This window comes from Cocleimonas sp. KMM 6892 (assembly GCF_035798195.1).
Taxonomy (GTDB): domain Bacteria; phylum Pseudomonadota; class Gammaproteobacteria; order Thiotrichales; family Thiotrichaceae; genus Cocleimonas; species Cocleimonas flava.
Genome location: NZ_JAPFBV010000007.1, coordinates 36,674 through 57,268, shown reverse-complemented (window position 1 = coordinate 57,268; position 20,595 = coordinate 36,674). Strand labels below are relative to the sequence as shown.

Here is a 20,595-nt window from a genome sequence, read left to right as displayed (position 1 = left end):
AGCTTCTGGTAATATACTCCGCGCTGATTCATTCTATTTAAGTACACCCCCCTACTTATAGCGTGTTTTTTCCAACAAAAATTGGAAATAAAAAAGCCCCCAAAGTAGGGGGGTGGATCAAGATAATTCTTACAAGCCTTATAAAACCCGTATTTACAGCCCCCTGTATTTACTGAAAAATGAAAACCAGAGAAAGCATAAGCAACATGAACACATTTCCTCAATACAATAATCCATCTAATTATCAGTTCATTTTTCAATTTACCCATAAAGTAAAATGTGTAGGATTGGCATTATTGCTCATGAGTGTGACGGGGTGTTCGGTTGTCGATTCGTTTCAGTCACCACAATCTCAGGCTAGAGCTTTACCCAAAATTCCTGAAGTTAAACGACAGCAAGTCAATAATCCTCGCTATACGCAGCCGAAAAAAGTGACGCGTGTGCAAAAAGCGCCCGTTGCAAAAGTGGTCAAACCTCAGGCTAAAGTGATTACTGCCGAGGAAAGAATGCAGGCAAAGGAACTTTTGCAAAAACAAGCTAAAGAGCAGGCTACGGTTGATATCGATCCTTATGCAACGGTACCTGAGAGTAATTCTTTGAGCATTACATCTACGGTAGAAAATCCTAGTCCAGAGAAAGAGGAGGCTGCTGACACTTCTTCGAGTAGCTCACCTGCGGTTAAGTCACTAATGATAGGTGCACGCGCAGATTTGGCAATAGGCAAAAATAGCTCAGCGGTGAGTAAACTGGAAAGAGGTTTACGTATTGAATCTCAGAATCCAGAGTTATGGCATTTACTGTCAAAAGCGCATTACTCAGATAATGATTACACACAGGCTATCACCATGGCTAAAAAATCTAATCGTTATTCAAACGATGATAATTTGATCGCGCAAAACTGGGCATTAATTAAAAAAGCAGGTGAGAAATCAGGTAACGCCACTGCTATCAAAGAAGCGCTTGATTACATCAAGTTAAATCCTTGATATGGGAATTGACTTAGATGATGACTGGAAAAAACTGCTTAGTGATGATGGGCCGCTAGCAGCCGCCATACCAGGTTTTCAGGTACGTGATCAACAACAGCAAATGATGGAAGCGGTTGGCGAAGCGATTCAAAACCATTCTGCTGCGGTTATCGAGGCGGGAACGGGTGTTGGTAAAACCTTTGCGTATTTGGTGCCGGCGATAGCTTCCGGTGGTCGAATTATCGTTTCAACAGGGACCAAAACCTTACAAGACCAACTTTTTGCCAAAGATTTGCCAGTCGTTAAAAATGCCTTAAAAACAGATACTCAAATCGCACTACTAAAAGGGCGCGCAAATTATCTGTGTCGGTATCGCTTGGGGCGTGCGCAGTCGGAAGGTCAATTTGATGATCGCCGTACCATTTCTCATTTGCAGCGAATTGCTGACTGGGAAGTCATGACCTATTCTGGTGATATTGGAGAGCTCAATAGCGTTCCCAGAGATGCTGAAGTCTGGCAGCAAGTCACTTCAACTGCAGACAATTGTCTAGGCACAGATTGTGAGGACTACGACAGCTGCTTTGTGGTTAAAGCTCGAAGAGAAGCCCAAGAAGCCGATGTTGTCGTCGTTAATCATCACTTATTTTTTGCAGATTTAGCCTTAAAGGAAGAGGGTTTTGGCGAATTATTACCGAGTGCGAATGCGGTGATTCTGGATGAGGCACATCAACTCCCTGAAGTTGCTTCTACGTTTTTTAGTGAAACATTAAGTAGTCGCCAATTAATTGAATTAGGCCGGGATACCCTCGCTGAGGTTCTTAGTGGCGCTGCGGATATGACGGACTTACGCGATGATTTGCGTGAATTGGAAAAGTGCGTATTAGACTTGCGTTTAGCGATGGATAAACCGGGTCTGCGTGAGCCGTGGTATAAAATAAAAACGAAACCAGCTATCGAGAAAGAGATTGCGCATTTAAGTGAAATACTCGATTCCTTGTATAGTCAGTTAAAAATTGCGGCTGAGCGTAGCAAAGGACTTGAGTCTTGTTACGAGCGCATACAAATCCAGGTAGAACGTTTACGTAATTTAAATGACCCAAAAGCTAATACTGTTCAATGGTATGAAACTTATACGCGATCCTTTTCACTGGTTTCAACACCGTTAGATATTGCAGATACGTTTAAAAAACATTTAGAAAGTTGGCCGTGCGCGTGGATTTTAACCTCAGCAACCATCGCAGTCGGCAAATCTTTCGATCATTTTACCCAGCGCATTGGCATGGAATCACCGAAGGAATTATTGCTCGATAGTCCATTTGATTATTGGCACAATTCCTTGCTTTATGCGCCACCGAATATTCCTGAACCGCAAAATGCAGAATTTGTGCCTGCGTTAGTTGAAGCGGCTATTCCTGTTATTAAAGCGAGTGGTGGTCGAACATTTATGTTGTTCACCAGTTACCGGGCACTCAACGAAGCCGCGGAACTGTTGCGAGGTGAAATCGATTATCCCATTCTGGTACAGGGTGATTCATCACAAGGCGACATGATCGATAATTTCCGTAAATTGGGTAATGCCGTTTTACTGGGAACCAGTAGTTTCTGGGAAGGCGTTGATGTCAGGGGGGAAGCGTTAAGCTGTGTAATTATCGATAAGCTTCCGTTTGCATCACCGGGTGATCCGGTTCTTGAAGCGCGTATCAAAAGTATTCGTGAGGCCGGTGGTAATCCTTTCTTTGAATATCAGCTACCGCAAGCAGTAATTGCGCTTAAACAGGGTGTAGGTCGTCTTATTCGCGATGATAACGATACCGGTTTGCTGATGATCTGTGATCCGCGTTTACGAACTAAATCTTATGGAAATACGTTTCTGGAAAGCATGCCGAGAGTCCCTAGAACCAGTAAGCTAGAAGTGGTTGAGCGCTTTTTCGAACACCTAAAAACTAAAAAACTCCAGACTGAATCGCCTAAAGGCGAAGATCTGGATAAGGGTAAAACTGCCGATGCCTAATATACTCGCTATAGAAACTGCTACAGAAGCTTGTTCCGCTGCTTTGATCAGCTTTGAAGATAATTCAACTGATACAGATGTTAACACTGCAGAGCGAAAGGGTGCAGAGCCTAAAATATTCTCGCAATTTAAACTTGCCCCTCGAGAACACACCAAGCTAATTCTGCCAATGATAGAAGAAGTGCTGAAAGTAGGGGGGTGTACCATGGATGATATCGATGCAATTGCATTTGGTCGTGGCCCAGGAGCTTTCACCGGCTTGCGCATTGCAGCAGGTATCTCTCAGGGTTTGGCGCTTTCTATAGATAAACCTGTGATTCCTGTTTCTACTTTATCTGCCTTGGCACTTCAGTCTGTATCCGCATTACAGGACAGACAACAAAAATATTCGGGTGAAACAATTCTTGTCGGGCTTGATGCGCGAATGGATGAAGTCTATTGGGGGGCTTTTGAATTCCAAAAAAGTGAATTAATTCTCATAAATGATGAAAAAGTCACAAAAATGGTTGAGATTGGGGAGTATATTGATTGTTTTGAGGGCAAACATTTTCTAGGTATCGGTTCAGCCTGGGATGTATATACATTGGAAACATTGGATGGTTCTGTTAAAAACTCTGAGCAAAGTTTAACGATCATCGAGAATGCTTTTCCTAGTGCTACGGAGATTGCTCGCCTTGCGATGATAGAGTTTTTGCAACAAAGAACAGTCGCAATTGAAGATGCACAACCCGTATATATTCGTAACAATGTAGCGAAAAAATCGAGAAAACAATAAATTATTCTTATAATACAGTATCTTAAAATTCTAACCTGAATGGGTAATATCCAAGTTTTAGATTATTTGAGATCATGTTGGATATCGAATTTTTAAATGATTTAGATTTTTGGCTAAAAAGAACGAAATATCAACTTTCTGATTTAGAACTAATAATAATTAAAATGAACTTTTGAACGCATATTTCTATCTAAATTTAAATAGCTTTTTTAATTATCACGCTATTTTAAAGCAAAATAATTAAGTCAGTTACATTTCTAGTTTGGACATTTAAGTATAAAAATATATGAAAATTAAATTTTACGGAGTTAGAGGATCAATAGCTACACCCGGACCCAATACTATTAGGTATGGCGGCAATACTGCGTGCGTATCTGTTAAGTCCGATGATGGTTCTCATTTCGTATTAGATGCAGGGACTGGAATAAAAATTCTGGGCGATGAGTTGATGGAGAAGTCTTCTAAAGAAGATATTCATTTGTTTTTTAGCCATTATCATTGGGATCATATTCAAGGTTTTCCTTTTTTTCTACCGGCCTATCAGCCTGATCAAACGATTCACTTATTAGCTGCACACATGCAGGATGAACAAACCCATACTGTATTAACTCAGATGACTGATCCTCACTTTCCTGTACCTAGCGACAGGTTAGAGGCTAAAGTAAAAGTTTTATCCGTCATTAATAGCATGTTGTTGATTGGGAAAACGCAAGTTAAAACCAAATCATTGAATCACCCTGGTGGTGGTTCTGCTTATCGTTTAGATATGCCTGAAGGTAGTATGGCGTATGCGACTGATAACGAGCTTTTCCCGCCTAATGAGCCAGATACTAATTATCAAGATTGGGTTGATTTCTTTCAGGGTGTGGATTATTTGATTCATGACGCTATGTATTTAGATGATGAATTACAAAAAACACACGGCTGGGGGCATTCATTAATTTCCCAAACATTGCAACTTGCTGTAGATGCAAATGTGTCTAATTTAATATTATTTCATCATGACCCATCAAGAACGGATGAGCAGCTAGATCAGATACTGATTGATAGTAAAGCGTGGGTGAAGTCACAAAATTCAGAATGTCAGGTATATATGGCAAGAGAAGGTGACGAATATGCGGTGATGGAAGGCGTAAACTCAGCTAAAGTAGCGTGTGCCTGATTTTTTCATATGCTGAGCTCGCTACTGCTTAGCGTTCTATCTTTAGTTATATTTAGATTCTTTAGTTATATTCAGATTCAAGCTTACTAAATTCAAATTCGGGCTCTATTTCTAAAGCCCGAATTCAATAAAGATACAAAATTGACACCCCCCTACTTATAGGGGGATTTTCTATTCCATTTCTTTTATAGAGAGTCGTTGGCTCCTAAAACTCAAGCGATAGATTTCGATGATGCGATAAACATGCTGCCATTTCTTTCGCCTGTGGATCTGTAAACCTTGGCTGCAAACGCAATCCGATATTCTTGGAAAGTGCTGTTTTATAGGTTTCTAAATCAGGCACTAGATCAGTAGCAGCTCTATTGCGCCATTTGATCTCACTTGCGTAAATTTCTTTAGCTTCATTGTAAAATACGAGTGCTTTATTTCGAGCTTCGTTGAGCGCCGTTTCATCTTCCACTTTCTTAAAAGCACGTCTGGTTTTTGCCAGTTTGGTTTTGATGGCCCCAGAGCCTTTAACCTTATTAAACTGTCTTTCCAGTGCTTTTACATCTTCAACAATTTTGTCTGCATCATTAGATGTAATGCTATCTCCAAGTGAATTCATGCTATCCCCTGCATCAGCAAGTAAGTCTTTTGATGCAATGATTTGAGAAAGCTCTTGAAGTGGCTCATAAGCAGAATCCACGCTAGTGTTGTACTGTCTGCGTGATTTCTTTAATGCCTTATCAAGTTCTTTGTAACTGGCATTTTCCTTGCTCCATTGCTCTGGAACAGAAGCTTCAAGCTCGGCCTTTTCTTTAGTCAGGTTGCTGATTTTTTCCTTGAAGCTATCAATATCAGGACTATCTTCACTCAAATCATCAAGTTCGTCTTGTATAGATTCGATTTCGTTAGCTAATTTTTTGACGTCAGAATTAATATAACTCACTTGCTGTTGCAGTGGTTTATAGGCTACTGAAAATTCCTCTATTTTCGACTTTTCTTCAGCAATGACATTGGCTAACTCAAATCCTTTCAAAGCACTCTCTGTACTTTCAGTAAATTGGGTAGCCAGTTTCTTTGGTAAGTAACTTACATCCAATGTTTGTGCCTGTTTGATGCTCGCCTTGATCTCGTCGCTATTATTTGCATATTGCTCTTGGACATAGTCTTCAAGACAAAACTGTAGCTTAGGATTCATCGGCGGAGGAGCAGTTTCTGAAAGTAAGTGTGTACGGTTCGGTAGGTAATTTACCAAGCTTGGGTACAAACCAACGATAACTAATCCGAGTAATTGCAACAGAATAAAGGCAGATGCACCTTTATAGATATCTGTTGTTTTCACTATTTTATCGGCGACACCACGTAAGTAGAATAGGGCGAAGCCGAACGGTGGTGTTAAGAAGGAGGTCTGGATATTTAAACCTATCATGACACCAAGCCATACTGCAGTTACGTTAGCTTCTGGGTTAGCAAGCAATATTGGGGCAACTATTGGTACAACTACTACTGCAATTTCGATGAAGTCGAGGAAGAACCCTAGTAAGAAGATTACTAGCATTACGACAATGAACTGAGTCCAGAAACCACCTGGTAAAGTCGTTAAGAAATGTTTAACTATTTCTTCACCGCCAAAGCCACGAAAGGCTGATGTAAGCATCGCTGCACCAATCAGGATAACAAACACCATTGATGTCATTTTAGCGGTATCAATCATGACACTCTTAAGTGTGTCGTCGATTTTAAAGGCTCTCAACGCGCTCCAGCCGATAGCTATTACGAGTATAGCGACAGCTCCAATAGCGAGCTTAATACCAAAGAATTGCTCAGGGCTGTTGATGCTTCTTACATTCAAGTCATAGGTATTTGAAAGGAACCCTATTGCAAAAATGGCAAACAACGTCATAAATGCAGGGATATATCTTGTCGATTTACTGCCTGTATGTAGTCTATAGCCTGCCATCACCATGGCGCCGATGGCTCCGATGGCTCCTGCCTGATTCACGGTGGCAACACCAAGAATGATTGATCCTAAAACGATAAAAATTAGAGTTAGAGGAGGAACAAGTGCAAGCAAGATATTTAGTAAAAATGATTTGTCGTACTCACCGTCATAAGGAACAGGTGGAGCTGCTTCTGGTTTTATCCATGCGTAAATAAGGATGTAGAGCATATACAAACCAACAAGGATCATTCCGGGGATTAGTGCACCCATGAACATATCGCCCGCACTAGCCGAGACTACATCTAGATGCGAAGGCATATTAAATTCACCCGTAGCTTCTTTGTAGAGCGTCTTTCTCATTGTGCTTGCTTGATCAGCTGCATTTGATAATTGATCGGCGAGTATGATTAATACAATCGAGGGGGGAATTATCTGTCCTAAGGTTCCGGAGGCACAAATCGTTCCCGTTGCCAGGGACTTCGAATAATTATTGCGCAGCATTGCGGGCAGGGAGATTAGACCCATGGCGATAACTGTCGCTCCAACAATGCCAGTTGTTGCTGCTAATAGAGCACCAACAAAAACAACAGAGATTCCCAGTCCACCCGGAAGAGGACCGAATAATTGCGCCATAGCTACGAGTAGATCTTCAGCGATTTTTGAGCGCTGCAGCATTATCCCCATGAAAATGAATAATGGAATCGCAATCAGCGTGTCTCGTTCAACAATCCAATAGAGGCTTCTAAAGTTAGTCACACCAGCACTTAGCCATTGAGAAGGGCTACCTTCAGCAAAATAGGAGCTTGGGTCACCTGTAAAGAGATAACCTGTAAGTGCTGCTAAACCTACCGAGATAATGGCAGAACCTGGAAGTGCAAAAGCAACGGGGAAACCTGATGATAATGCCCATATCATCAAAAAGAATAATAGACCTAAAAAGAGTAATTCCATTAGTGCTCTCCTCCACTAGGTAGCTCTGCATCTGCTTCTTTAAATAGAAAAGCACAATTCTTTAGAAAATAACTGATAAAAATAAGTGCCATCGAGACAGCAAATACAACGAGAAATGCAGCCATTAAATATTTCACATACATGCCATAGCCACTAGGTGAGGTTTCAAAACTAAGTATAGGAGCGATTAAACTACTCTGACGACTACCTAAGCCGTAGTGTAGTATCGTCCAGCAGACAGGCAATCCGAGGATCAAAGATCCCAAAGCATTTACCCATGCCTTCTTTCTGTTGGTAACGCGTGCATAAAATACATCAACACGCACATGACCGCCTTCAACCAATGTATAAGCACTGGCGAAAAGGAAGAATGCCGCATACCAGAATCTGACTAAATCACCCATGAAAGCTTGTTCGTAAGAGAAAACAAAGCGTGTAATGACGATGGTGAACTCGGCTAAAACAACCAGAAAAGCGAGCCAGTAAAAGCCTAATGATTTACTGAACCATGCAACCACAATGGCTAAAACCAGTAATGGGTAGTGAACATAGAGTCCACGTTGTGTAGATTGATCGAGCATTTGCGCTGTTTCTGCACCAACAATAGGAATGAGAATTTCCTCTACGCGTAAAAATGAAATGACAGCATCTGTCAGGCCAATAAAGAACACCGCCCAGAATGCAGCTCTAACAATGAAATAAGATAGCTCTTTATAACGCTCTGCATCAGAAGAAAGCGTCTTTTCTGGAGAACGTTTAATCGAAAAAGTAATCAAAACGAATGTGGCGATATATATAAGTAGTAAGGCAATGCCTTTATATAGCCTCGACGATTCAAGTGCTTCGCCTCCCATAAAGGAATGAAGGGTTTCGGTCAACGGAGGCCAGTCATGCCAATAAATCAGAAAACGACTCAATAAATAAAGCAGTACCGTAGCCACTAAAATCCGCGCAAAAATTCTGATAAAACTTCGCGATGATGCGTGGGTAGCTATAGATGTCTGTTGATCAGATAAACTAGAAGCTGAATCCATTAGAGTCCTTTCCTTAGCAGGTGAAATTAATTTTATTAAACAACCAGTAATTAACAAGAACAGTATTCTTATTAAGAATTTCTTTGTTAAAGGTAGTAGTTTAAGAAAACCAAATTATGGTTAATTTTGAACAGAAACGGAACCACAAGGTTCCGTTTCTGGTTGAGTGTCGGAGTACTAGAGACCCAAAACTCTGTTACGTTGCTGAACATAAGCCTGATCAGAAATCTTGGCCCATGCACCAACATTGGTACGTGCTGCTATGAAGCTCTCATGAATTTCTTTAGCTAGTGGACTGTGTTTTTGAACATCGTCAAATACTTTATCCGCTGCTTCACCGAAACTGTCATAGATGTCATCACTGAATGCGCGAAGTTTTACACCGTGCTCTTTTAATAACGATGCTAATGCTTCACCATTTTTAGCGTTGTATTCTGACATCATTACGTCATTTTCAGTAGATGCAGCTGCTTCAACCATACCTTGTTGAGCTTCAGTCAAGCTATCCCACCACTTTTTGTTCATGCCGATTGAAAGCATAGCGCCCGGCTCGTGCATGCCTGGGTAGTAGTAGTATTTTGCTGCTTCGTAGAACTTCATTATCTTATCATTCCAAGGACCAACCCACTCTGTTGCATCAATTGCTCCAGACACAAGGTTTTCGTAGATCTGTCCACCAGGTAAAGTAACTGGAGAAGCACCTAACTTGGATAAAACGTCTCCACCAAGTCCTGGCATACGCATTTTAAGGCCTTTGAAGTCTTCTGCAGAGTTCATTTCTTTACGGAACCAACCGCCCATTTGAACACCAGTGTTACCACACATAAGTCCTTTTAGACCGTATTCGCCTGCGAGTTTGTCCCATAGCTCTTGTCCGCCGCCGTAGCGAATCCAAGCATTCATCTCAGTGTATGTTAATCCAAATGGAACAGATGTGAAGTATGCAAATCCTGGGTGTTTTCCTTTCCAGTAGTATTCTGCACCGTGGTAAATTTGTGAGTTGCCCGAAGCAACTTCATCAAACGAGTCAAACGCTTTAACGCGCTCTCCAGCAGCATAGTATTTAACTTCCATGCTACCACCACTAATTCTGGTGAGTCTTTCTGCGAAACGTTGTGCACCTGTACCTAAACCAGGGAAGTCACGTGGCCAAGTTGAAACCATGTTGATTTTCATTTTTTTGCTATGGCTGGCTGCCACTGCTGGTGCTGCGACTGTCGCTGCTGCAGCTGTTGCTGCACCGGCTATGGCACCTTTAAGTACTTTACGTCTATCCATTTATAATATCCTCTGTTATGGGTTAGATCTTCTTTATATTTATAGAGGCCTACCGAATAACTGTGGTTTCCGTTATTTACAGGCAAGACTTCTTAGTGTGATTAATCACATCCATAAGACTAGCTTAAGAATGAATACCATGCATCGGTAAAATTACGTAAAAATACAACTAAAATTCTTTTAAGTTGTTAGAAAACCTAAAAAAGTGCCCGTAAGTAGGGGGGTGATCAACAGATTCGCGCAATTAAATGTAACCATGCTTTTTCGCATAGCGAATTAATCCTGCGATCGAGTGTGTATCTAGTTTTCTATAGATATTGCCACGATGGCATTCTACTGTGCGCAAACTGATGGAGAGTTTCTCGGCAATGTGTTTATTGTTTAAGCCATTTAACAGTTCTATCAATATAGCTTGTTCACGTTTGGTGAGTTTGATTGCAGCGTTATCTTTATTATCCAGAATATTTGCAGCGTTAGAACAGAAGTGAGTTCCGCCTTGATGTATAGTCCTTACTGCATCGATCATATCAGCTGCGGGCTGGTCTTTTAATATGTAGCCTTTTGCGCCTGAGTCGATAGCATTTTGCATGTACTCTTTATTGTCGTGCATGGTTAAGATGAGTACTTTTATATCGGGGTGAGAGTTAGATAAAAGGCGCGTGGCTTCTAAGCCATTAATATTAGGCATGCTTATATCCGTGATGATCACATCAGGTTTTAGTGCATCCGTTATATCGAGTAATTCTTGTCCGGTAGCTGCAACTCCAATCACGTCGATATCCTCAACGTCTTCAAAACGCGTTTTAATACCATCCTGTACCAAAGGATGATCGTCAGCAAGTACCACGGTTATTGTGCCAGTTTGGCTATCTGTAAGTTCAGTGTTGTTTTTAAGTAAAGTGTTCATAATGGAATGTGTACGATAACTGTTGTGCCCTTATCAATGGACGAATTAACGGTTAGAAAGCCTTCAAGTAATTCAGTTCGATCGACCATATTGCGTAAACCAAGGCCGCGCTCGGGATTTGTCTGTTCCAGCGTTTGTTTATCAAATCCTATGCCATCATTGCTGATACTCAAATGAATAGAGGCTCTTTTCTTATCGATCTTAAGGGTAACATGTTTAGCAGATAGGGCATGTTTTTCTATATTAGTGACAGCTTCCTGGATGATTCTATAAAAGGCTGTTTCTATTTCCTGAGGTAGTCTTGTGTTGGTGGCATTGTTTTTGTAGTCGACAATGATATTGGTGCGTTCTGAAAAGTCTGAAAGTAAACTTTTGATCGCAGAGTCCAGTCCAAGATCATCTAACAGGCTAGGGCGAAGATCGCGCGATATTCTTCGTACTTCCTGAATTCCAGTATTCAGAATTTCATCAGCTTCATCAATAATATTTGCGGTGTTTTCGGTCTCACTGTTCGGTTTTAGCAATTTGCTTTTGGCTGTATCGAGTTTATATCTGACAGAAACCAATAATTGATTGATACCATCATGTAATTCGCGTGATACCCGTTTTCTTTCGTCTTCCTGAAAGTTAACCGTTTTATTGGTTAGATCGCGCATTTTCTGGGTGGCGAGTTTGCCCTCTGACAGGTTGATCAAAAAGCCGATGAGTGAAGTCAGTAAGGTGGCGATAATCGCTATGATGGAGGTAAGCAATAGCGTCTTCTTGTTTGTGTTATTGGCTTTGTCTTTTATGCCAAACACACCTTTTTCAATGTCGTCGATGTAAAGTCCGGTTCCCACCATCCATTGCCACTTGTCTAAGCCAATAGAATAACTGAGCTTTTCAACAGATTTTCCGCCTGAAGGTTTGTCCCAGAGATAGTGTGTAAAGCCGCCGCCCTGTTTGGCATTTTGGATTAATTCCTGAATCAGTAATTTGCCATTGTCATCTTTGAAATTAAAAAGATTTTTGCCTTCAAGTTCTGGTTTTCTAGAATGAACGATATTCACCCCGTTATAGTCATAAACAAAAAAGTAACCATCTTCACCATATTCCATGTTTTTGAGGATGTCATACACTTCTTGCTGGGCATGTTTTTTTGCTACATTAGGATTCTCATAAACATTGATGATCGCTGTATAGGCGAGTTCCATATAGTTTTTAAGTTCATTTTTCTTGGTGTTCAATAACTCTTGTTCAAACGTTTCTGCCTGAGTGCTGGCGAGTAGTTTTGTCTGGTGAGCTGTGGCCAGCGCTATCCCTGAAATAGCAATAATCAGAGGAATTAACGTAAGTAACGCTATTTTAAATTTATAAGGCAAGGCAGCAAACATATTCGTATTTATAGCGTATCTAATGGGTTCGTTGCAGTTAAATAAAATAAAGTTTTAATATAAAAAAATGCCCCAAAGTAGGGGGGTGACCTTATTTTAGTCTTTAATTCACTTTTTCTGTGTTGAATTGACACAAAAAAGGCAGGTTGAGTAAACCTGCCTTTTTATAGTGTGTAGACTAATTTAGTGTATAAGCTAAATCAGCCTTAAATGACACGACAAGCTTTAAGGCATATCAGGTAATTCTTCCTGGTCATCAGCTTCTTTTTCAGGTGGTAACAGCGCTTCACGGGTAATTCCCATCATTAACAATGAGCTGCTTGCCACAAAAATTGAAGAATAAGTACCAACAATCACACCAATAATCATGGCGAGTGAAAAACCGTGAATGATTTTACCACCGAAGTAAAATAATGCGGTTAACACCAATAATGTAGTTAATGAAGTCACTATTGTACGGGAAAGCGTCTGGTTAATAGATGTATTAATCGACTCTTCTGCAGTAGCTTTTCGGAGTTTAAGGAAATTTTCCCTGACTCGGTCAAACACCACGATGGTATCGTTGAGGGAGTAACCGATAATCGCCAGTATGGCCGCTAGTATGGTCAAATCAAACTCAATTCGGGTGATTGAAAATATCCCGACGGTGATAACTACGTCGTGTATCAGAGCGACGATTGCTCCCACTGAAAAGCGGAATTCAAAACGCAAGGTTACGTATATTAGAATGCCAGCCAAAGCAAGAAGCATTGCTGTACCACCATCGTCACGTAGCTCATCACCGATTTGTGGACCAACAAACTCTACGCGTCGCAACTCTACATCAGCATTGGTGCTTTTTAGGATTGCAAAAACAGCATCGCCGATTTTCGCTCGGTCTTCACCTTCGTGTGGTGCTATTCGAATCAATACATCTTTCGCTGTACCAAAGTGTTGCACTGAAGCATCAAAGTTTGCCGCGGTTAATGATTCACGGATCTTGTCGACATCAGCTGCTTCCTTGTAACCAACTTCAATGACTGTACCGCCGGTGAAATCAACACCCAGGTTTAAGCCATTGACAATTAATGAGCCTATTGAAGCAATCATTAAAATAGCGGAGAAAATCATGGCAATTTTGCGTTTGCCCGTGAAATTGATTAACTTTTTAGTTTTTGTATTCATTATTGATAGCTCCTAAATATGCAGCTTCTTAAGACGTTTCTTACCGCCGTAAATTAAGTTAATCACTGAACGAGTGCCCATGATTGCGGTAAACATTGAAGAGACAATACCTATTGCCAGCGTTATTGCGAAGCCTTTTATAGGTCCTGTTCCCATGCCATAGAGTACAATTGCGGCAATCAAGGTTGTGATATTAGCATCGGCGATGGTCGAGAATGCTTTCTCATAGCCCGATTGAATCGCAGCCTGAGGCGTCAAACCATTGCGCAGCTCTTCCTTTATCCGTTCATAAATCAGTACGTTCGCATCAACCGCCATACCTACGGTCAGTACGATACCTGCTATACCCGGTAAGGTTAGAGTAGCCTGTAGCATTGATAGTGCAGCAACAATCAAAACCAGATTGAGTGTTAACGCCAGATTCGCTACCAAACCAAATACTCGGTAATAGAATGCCATAAAGATCAATACAAGCACGAAACCAATGATTACCGATTTAAAGCCTGCTGAAATATTATCAGCACCAAGGCTTGGACCAATGGTGCGTTCTTCTACGATATAAACGGGCGCCGCAAGTGCTCCAGCACGAAGAAGTAGAGCAAGGTTGTATGCTTCTTGAGGGGTATCTAATCCAGTGATCTGAAAGCGTTTGCTGAGTTGCTCTTGAATACGAGCAACATTGATTACTTCTCTGGAAACTTTGGTGTTCTTAGTGAAAGTGCCGTCATCTTGTTTGGTAACAACTGTTTTATGTTCGATGAAAACCACGCCCATTAGTTTCTGAACATTAGCACCTGTCGATTTAGCAAATAACTTAGCGCCTTTGCCATCAAGAACGATCGTAACTGAAGGGCGTTGATCACGTTGATCGAAACCTGAAGAAGCATCGGTAATATAATCACCTGTCAACATCACTCTGCTTTTTAGCAGGATAGGGTTACCGTTTCTTTCAACAAATAATTTATCGCCAACAGGGATACGACCAGAAGCTTGTGCAGAGTAGGGGTCATTACCCTCGTCGACTAAACGAAATTCAAGTGTTGCTGTAGTTCCAAGAATTTCCTTCGCCACTGACGGGTCTTGAACACCAGGTAATTGCACAACAATTCTTTCAAGTCCTTGTTGTTGAATGATTGGTTCACTAACACCCAATTCATTCACACGCTTACGCAAGGTAGTAATGTTTTGTTGTAGGGCAAAACGCTTGGTGTTGTTGATGTTATTTTGCGTTAGTGTCGCTTTTAAAGCAGCACCTTTGGCGGTCTCTTCATCTTCAAAATCAATTTCGTTGCGGTATTCGCCTCTTATTTCACGTCTTGCCTGATCTCTAAGCTCTGCTGTCTTAAATTGGATTATTAAGTCATCAGCAACACGTTTTACACCCAGATAACTGATTTTCTTTTCACGTAAAAAAGTTCTGAATTCTTCACTGTGGCGAGTAAGAGATTTATCAATGGCAGATTTCATGTCAACTTCCATCAGGAAGTGAACACCACCACGTAAGTCCAGACCTAGATTCATAGGTTTGAGGCTTCTTAGCCAGTTAGGTGTCGCAGGGGCAAGATTCAATGCTGTATTGTATTTGCTGCCTAGGCTGGTTTTGATGGCATCAGCTGCTGCAAGTTGCGTATCTGGCGAATCAAAACGAATCAAAGCTTTGCTGTTATCTATTGATTGAGTGTCTTCAACAGCGATACCATTTTCAGTCAGTGTGTCTTTGATTTGTTGAAGGACGGAAGCATCAAGAGGAAAATCTGGAGAGCTAGAAGTAACCTGAACGGCAGGTTGAGAGGGATAAATATTGGGCAATGCGAGGATAAGACCTCCCAGCATTACGACAATAATTATGATGTATTTCCACATTGGATAGCGGTTCATTATTATTAACCCGGTGTGTTTGTAACGTTATAAGTAAATAACCCCCATGCTTAGAACTAAGACATGAGGGATTGTTATGCGTCGAATGGTGATTATTAAGCGCCTTTCATTGTACCTTTTGGAAGTACCGCTGAGATTGCATGGCGTTGAATAGTGATAGTGCCAGTCTCAGATACTTTTAGCTCGACGAAACTGTCGCCTAGCTTAGAGATTTTTCCAATGATTCCGCCACTTGTTACAACTTCATCACCTTTGCTGAGTGAATCAAGTAAAGAAGTATGCTCTTTCGCTTTTTTAGCTTGTGGGCGAATGATCATGAAATACATGATGCCGAAGAACAGGGCTACCATGAATACAAGTTGTAAACCGCCACCTGCTGGTGCTTCGCCAGCTGCCATTGCGTTTGAAATGAAAAAATCCATTGTAATCTCCAAAATTTAAAATTCTTAATATAATCGTTTCTTTAAAGCAGAAACAATTGTTCAATTAATAGCCGTGTATTATGCCTTATCCCACGGAAAGTTAATAACTTTCTGTATGGATTTTTCACCTGTAATACACATCAAAACCCGATCTAAACCGATTGCTACACCTGCCGAGGCAGGAATACCCTTTTCAGCAGCTGCTAAAAATAGGCGGTCTTCTTTGACAGTCTCTAAATTAAAGTCTTTTCGAGCCTGATTTTCATCACTTAGAATCTGTTTGTTGCGCTTGCTGTCTACTTCTTCCTGGTAGCCATTTCCTAATTCTGATTGCCCTAAATAAACTTCGAAACGTTCGGCAACTGGATAGTGCTCAGTTTGCCTGATTTGGGCTAACGCAGACTGTGAAACCGGGTAGTCATAGACAAAAGTTAAATGACTGCTTTCGAATTCAGGTTCGATGCAAAAACTCAATATTGCATCTAGTAATGACTGATTATTCATACCTTCAGTATCTAAATGGTCGATATGCTCTCTTACGCAGTCAATTAATTGTTCATTTGTAGCGATATGGGGATTGATGTTGAATTTTTCAAGGAATAACGATTCATAAGTTTTAAATTGGGGCTTTTTAGGTAAATCAGGCAATACAATACTGAGGAGTTCTTCTACCTCTTGCATTAATTTTTGATAACTAAAACCTACACGGTACCATTCAAGTAAGGTGAATTCTGGGTTGTGTTTGTTGCCAGATTCTCCCGCTCGCCATACTTTTGAAATTTGATAGATATCACCACTGTCTGCCGCGAGAAGGCGTTTCATCGGATATTCTGGCGAGGTGTGTAGGTATCGGAGCTCTGAGCCTTCTGATTTTTGCTGAATACATTGTATCGATTCAATAAAAGGATCTGTATTGCCAAACTGAGATAATGCCGGCGTTTCGACTTCTAAAACATTTCGTTGCAAAAAAAACGCCCGAATGTCATGTAACATTTGGGCGCGAGATTTTCTTGTTTGCTGTGTGGTGTTAGGTGACCAATCCAAGATTCTACTTCCTGATTGTCACACCCTGCTTACTTATAAGAATTATATAAAAAACTGCCCATAAGTAGGGGGGTGGACTTACTGTTTATTTCTATTTAACTGTCTTTTGCTCTAGATAGGTATTCGCCTGTTCTAGTATCAATTTTAACCATTTCGCCTTCTTCAACGAATAATGGGACTTTGATTTGAGCGCCAGTTTCCACCGTGGCTGGCTTTGTTGCGCCTTGGGCGGTATTACCTGCAACACCGGGGTCGCATTCTGTAATTTGTAATTCAATGAAGTTTGGTGGTGTCGCGCTTAATGGTGAACCATTCCAAAGCGTAACGATGTATTTTTCCTGTGGTTTCAGCCAATGCTTAACATCCATAACTGCGGTTTCTTCTGCAGCGTGTTGTTCAAAGCTGGTTGGTTCCATAAAGTGCCAGAACTCTCCATCTTCATACAAATATTCCATGTCGACTTCCATGACATCGGCCGCTTCAACTTTTTCACCAGACTTAAATGTCTTATCAACCACTCTACCGGTTTTAAGATTACGTATCTTTACTCGGCTAAATGCCTGACCTTTACCGGGCTTAACAAACTCATTCTCAACGATGGTATAAGGGTCTCCGTCTAGTATGAACTTCAGACCACTTTTAAACTCACTTGTGCTAACAGTTGCCATCGATGGCACTCCTTACAAATTGGAAAAATAATAAGCCGATCATAATAACGTGAAATTAGGGCATAGTCTTTGAGAAAATCGAACTTGTTGGTGCTATTGTTCACTTATTTTTTTAATCGATAGTTTTCCAAGAGGAAAAGCCATGAAAACCATTCAATGCTAAGTTCACATCCTTTGGAAATAATCCAGCTAAACAATGAATCCAATTGGCGTACCGTTTTAAAAAAAGCATTCAAAGATCCGTTGGAATTATTAGAGTTCTTAGGGTTAGATCGCGCTGAATATTTAGATAAAGTTAAGACAGATAGTCGCTTTAAAATGTTGGTTCCATTGTCTTATGCCGAAAAAATGCAAAAGGGTGACTGGAATGATCCTCTGTTGCAGCAGGTGTTGCCGATCAACCAGGAAAATATAGAAACACTGGGTTTTGTGAATGATCCTATTGGTGACTTGCAGGTGGAAGCATCTTCAGGATTACTCCATAAATATCAGGGAAGAGTTCTATTGGTAACAACCGGTGCATGTCCGGTGCATTGCCGTTATTGTTTTAGACGAGAGTTTCCTTATGCGGATTCATCACCCGATAAAAAACAATGGCAGAACACCTTAGATTACATTCAGGGCGACAATAGTATTCACGAAGTAATCTTTAGTGGTGGTGATCCTTTGATGTTGTCTGATGGTCGCTTGCAGAAAATGTGTATTGAAATTACAGCCATACCACATGTGAAAACATTAAGGTTCCACACCAGAGTACCTGTATTCTTACCGGAAAGAATAAATCAAAGTTTGCGTAACATGTTTACAGCATTATCTGCGGCTCAAGACATTCAGAAAGTCATGGTGATTCACATTAATCACGCTAATGAAATCGATGAACACGTGAGTCGTGCTTTATCAGATTTAAGAAAAGATGGTTTTACCTTGTTGAATCAATCTGTCTTACTAAGGGGGGTGAATGATGATGTCGCTACCTTGTCCGAGTTGAGCCATAAACTCATGGCGAATCATGTTTTGCCCTATTACCTACATCAGTTAGATCGCATTCAGGGAGCCGCACATTTTGAAGTGAAACGAGATCAGTCGATAAGGCTTGTGGAAGGCTTAAGAAACCATTTGCCGGGTTATTTGGTGCCAAGATTAGTTGAAGATATTTCCGGCGAACGGTCTAAGCTACCTATCGAAAAAAATCCTGAATAATGTTAGTATTATCAAGAATAATAAAAATAAAAAACGATTTAAATATCATTTAAAAAGATAAAACTAACAATAATTAAGGTCGTCTCATGAGTATCTCTTTGTTTAAGAAAAAAAATAATAGTAACGAAACTACTAAAAAATCTACTCCTCAAGCTGAACCCAAATTAATTGATACTATCGATATTCGTTCTGTATCGAAGGCACGTTCCTGGGTTGGTGAGTTACCAATGATGGATATGGGTGAGACAACCAGACGTTTGTTTGCTGGAATCACCAAACTTAATCAAGAACCTGTGTCGCCTCAGATTAGAATCGATGTGACAGAAATTTTGTTGCCTTATGTAAAAATGGCACTGGAAAATTTAGACAGGCATTTTCAGACGCGTTCATTCCCTCTACCAGAAAGAAGTCAAAAAGTATTTGACCTTAAAAGATCATTGTTAATGGAGCTTGCGGGCTCATATCAATTAGCAGCGCTTGATATGCTAACCAAGAATTCGGTGTCTAAAAAGAAACTACTGGTTTCAATTGGCAGAGCTATTCAGTACATGAGCTCAGTCATTGTCAATGATTACGCGGTATATGCTAAAAACCAGAAGACTATCTGGCATGATATTCACCACTTATATCTGCTTGCCTGCGAAAATAAAATTGAAACGAAAGAAATACCGCATAAAGATGATGTAAACGGTGAAAACTTTAGTATTGAAGAGCAATACAAATTAATCAATTTAGTTGCCCTGGCTGCACCTAATACTTTGCGTCATGGAGAAGTTACCAAAGTACGTGAGTTTTTTGTCAAGACGCTTAATGAAGTCTCTATCATTTCAAACCCGGATAAAGTAAAAAGTAAGTTTGCACATATCGCATTAATGAATAGTGATGAGCCTGCTAACTTAATGCCTGTCAGTGATTTACTGAATTCACCAACAAGCAGAATATTTGATTTATCAAAAGTTATTAAGCTAATCGACCAGTTTGTGAGTTTAAGTGAAGACTCGGATTTGGGAACACATGATAAGTTGCCTATGTTGACGCATAGTCTGGCTAAAAGACTTGTGTATGTTTTAACGACTATTCGTAATCGTCGTTATAAACGTTTTCCTCGTGATGAAAAGGCCTCTTTAGTGATTAAGATGCAGGATGTTATTACGATGATTCGTGATAATGAGCCTGAGTCTTTCATGGATCAGATCAACGAAGATGTTGAGGATGATAATATTTATGAGGCGCTGGCCGCTGAAGACAATATATCTAGTCCTTGGTCTGATATTGATGTTGAAGCTTTGGCAGACGAACGTGAAGTACAGATTCATAGCTGGCAGATAGAAAATAGTAGTTCTGGAGGTTATGGACTAAAGCAGGTAAAAAATGAGGCAAGTACCGCTCGTGTGGGTGAGCTTGTAGCCATCAAAGACCCGAATGATACGGCTGGTTTATGGCAGGTTGCGGTAACACGCTGGATGGATGCCTTTAAAAACATAGGCCTTAAAATGGGGCTAGAGATTCTTTCTCTGCATGGAATGGTCGTTCAGGTTGATGAAATCTCAAACCGTGATATCTCACAAAAACTACCTTTGGAAGGTGTTCTTCTTCCTACCATTGATGGTGCAAGAGATGAGGCGAATCTTATTTTTCCTGGTTTCATTTTCCAGGCTGAAGATGAGCTTGTTATTACATTAGGCACACGTCAACAGCATGTTAGAATTACTGCAATAGATGATACAGTGGGTAATTTTGCCTATTGTAAATATGAAGTCTTAGAGAAAGAAGAATCAGCGGATGGTTCTTTAGAGTCTTTCGAAGATGTTTGGGAGTTTTTATAATAGGTAA

At 40.6% G+C, this 20,595-nt stretch carries 16 protein-coding genes; 6 read left to right on the top strand and 10 right to left on the bottom strand.

From position 1 onward, the window contains the following. Positions 1–206: 206 nt before the first annotated feature. The 4 genes from OO007_RS17850 (at position 207) to OO007_RS17835 (ending at position 4,916) form a co-directional block, all read left to right on the top strand. A complete protein-coding gene (locus OO007_RS17850) occupies positions 207–986 on the top strand; it encodes a tetratricopeptide repeat protein (protein ID WP_325809826.1) in 780 nt (259 codons plus the stop codon). Between the two features lies 1 nt (position 987). Continuing rightward, positions 988–2,979 (top strand): ATP-dependent DNA helicase, encoded by a 1,992-nt coding sequence (locus OO007_RS17845; RefSeq protein WP_131903913.1) that lies wholly within the window; start codon positions 988–990, stop codon positions 2,977–2,979. Further along, entirely contained in the window at positions 2,972–3,754 is a 783-nt protein-coding gene (tsaB, locus tag OO007_RS17840) for a tRNA (adenosine(37)-N6)-threonylcarbamoyltransferase complex dimerization subunit type 1 TsaB (protein WP_325809825.1), read from the top strand. The genes OO007_RS17845 and tsaB overlap by 8 nt, the downstream gene beginning before the upstream one ends. 286 nt (positions 3,755–4,040) lie before the next feature. Further along, positions 4,041–4,916, top strand: coding sequence for an MBL fold metallo-hydrolase (locus OO007_RS17835; protein ID WP_325809824.1), 876 nt, complete (start codon positions 4,041–4,043; stop codon positions 4,914–4,916). 205 nt (positions 4,917–5,121) lie between these two features. On the opposite strand, the gene OO007_RS17830 is transcribed toward OO007_RS17835, so the two are convergent. The 10 genes from OO007_RS17830 to efp all read right to left on the bottom strand — a co-directional run bounded on the left by OO007_RS17830 (position 5,122) and on the right by efp (position 17,562). Further along, complete coding sequence (locus OO007_RS17830; RefSeq protein WP_325809823.1) at positions 5,122–7,794, bottom strand: SLC13 family permease; 2,673 nt, start codon at positions 7,792–7,794, stop codon at positions 5,122–5,124. After that, positions 7,794–8,828: a TRAP transporter small permease subunit gene (locus OO007_RS17825; RefSeq protein WP_207906906.1), complete on the bottom strand. Its 1,035-nt coding sequence runs from the start codon at positions 8,826–8,828 to the stop codon at positions 7,794–7,796. Before OO007_RS17825 ends, OO007_RS17830 begins: the two co-directional genes overlap by 1 nt. Positions 8,829–9,005: 177 nt before the next feature. After that, the gene (locus OO007_RS17820; RefSeq protein WP_325809822.1) at positions 9,006–10,106 is read right to left on the bottom strand and encodes a TRAP transporter substrate-binding protein; all 1,101 of its coding nucleotides are present in this window, start codon (positions 10,104–10,106) and stop codon (positions 9,006–9,008) included. A 244-nt stretch (positions 10,107–10,350) separates the two neighbouring features. Then, on the bottom strand, positions 10,351–11,013 hold the full coding sequence (locus OO007_RS17815; protein WP_131903903.1) for a response regulator transcription factor: 663 nt from the start codon (positions 11,011–11,013) through the stop codon (positions 10,351–10,353). Continuing rightward, positions 11,010–12,386 carry a cache domain-containing protein gene (locus OO007_RS17810; protein WP_131903901.1) on the bottom strand — a complete coding sequence of 459 codons (1,377 nt, stop codon included), beginning with the start codon at positions 12,384–12,386 and terminating at the stop codon, positions 11,010–11,012. Before OO007_RS17810 ends, OO007_RS17815 begins: the two co-directional genes overlap by 4 nt. Positions 12,387–12,611: 225 nt before the next feature. After that, complete coding sequence (secF, locus tag OO007_RS17805; RefSeq protein ID WP_131903899.1) at positions 12,612–13,550, bottom strand: protein translocase subunit SecF; 939 nt, start codon at positions 13,548–13,550, stop codon at positions 12,612–12,614. 12 nt (positions 13,551–13,562) lie between these two features. Next, complete coding sequence (gene secD, locus OO007_RS17800; RefSeq protein ID WP_207906905.1) at positions 13,563–15,428, bottom strand: protein translocase subunit SecD; 1,866 nt, start codon at positions 15,426–15,428, stop codon at positions 13,563–13,565. A 95-nt stretch (positions 15,429–15,523) separates the two neighbouring features. Beyond that, positions 15,524–15,850 carry a preprotein translocase subunit YajC gene (yajC, locus tag OO007_RS17795; RefSeq protein ID WP_131903895.1) on the bottom strand — a complete coding sequence of 109 codons (327 nt, stop codon included), beginning with the start codon at positions 15,848–15,850 and terminating at the stop codon, positions 15,524–15,526. 78 nt (positions 15,851–15,928) lie between these two features. Continuing rightward, the gene (epmA, locus tag OO007_RS17790; protein WP_325809821.1) at positions 15,929–16,894 is read right to left on the bottom strand and encodes an EF-P lysine aminoacylase EpmA; all 966 of its coding nucleotides are present in this window, start codon (positions 16,892–16,894) and stop codon (positions 15,929–15,931) included. Between the two features lie 95 nt (positions 16,895–16,989). Then, positions 16,990–17,562: an elongation factor P gene (gene efp / locus OO007_RS17785; protein WP_131903891.1), complete on the bottom strand. Its 573-nt coding sequence runs from the start codon at positions 17,560–17,562 to the stop codon at positions 16,990–16,992. Between the two features lie 156 nt (positions 17,563–17,718). Between efp and epmB the strand changes: the two genes are divergently transcribed. Together epmB and OO007_RS17775 are read left to right on the top strand one after the other, a co-directional pair. Then, complete coding sequence (gene epmB / locus OO007_RS17780) at positions 17,719–18,762, top strand: EF-P beta-lysylation protein EpmB (protein ID WP_325809820.1); 1,044 nt, start codon at positions 17,719–17,721, stop codon at positions 18,760–18,762. An 86-nt stretch (positions 18,763–18,848) separates the two neighbouring features. After that, positions 18,849–20,588, top strand: a complete 1,740-nt coding sequence (locus OO007_RS17775; protein ID WP_325809819.1) for a hypothetical protein — start codon at positions 18,849–18,851, stop codon at positions 20,586–20,588. Positions 20,589–20,595: the final 7 nt, after the last annotated feature.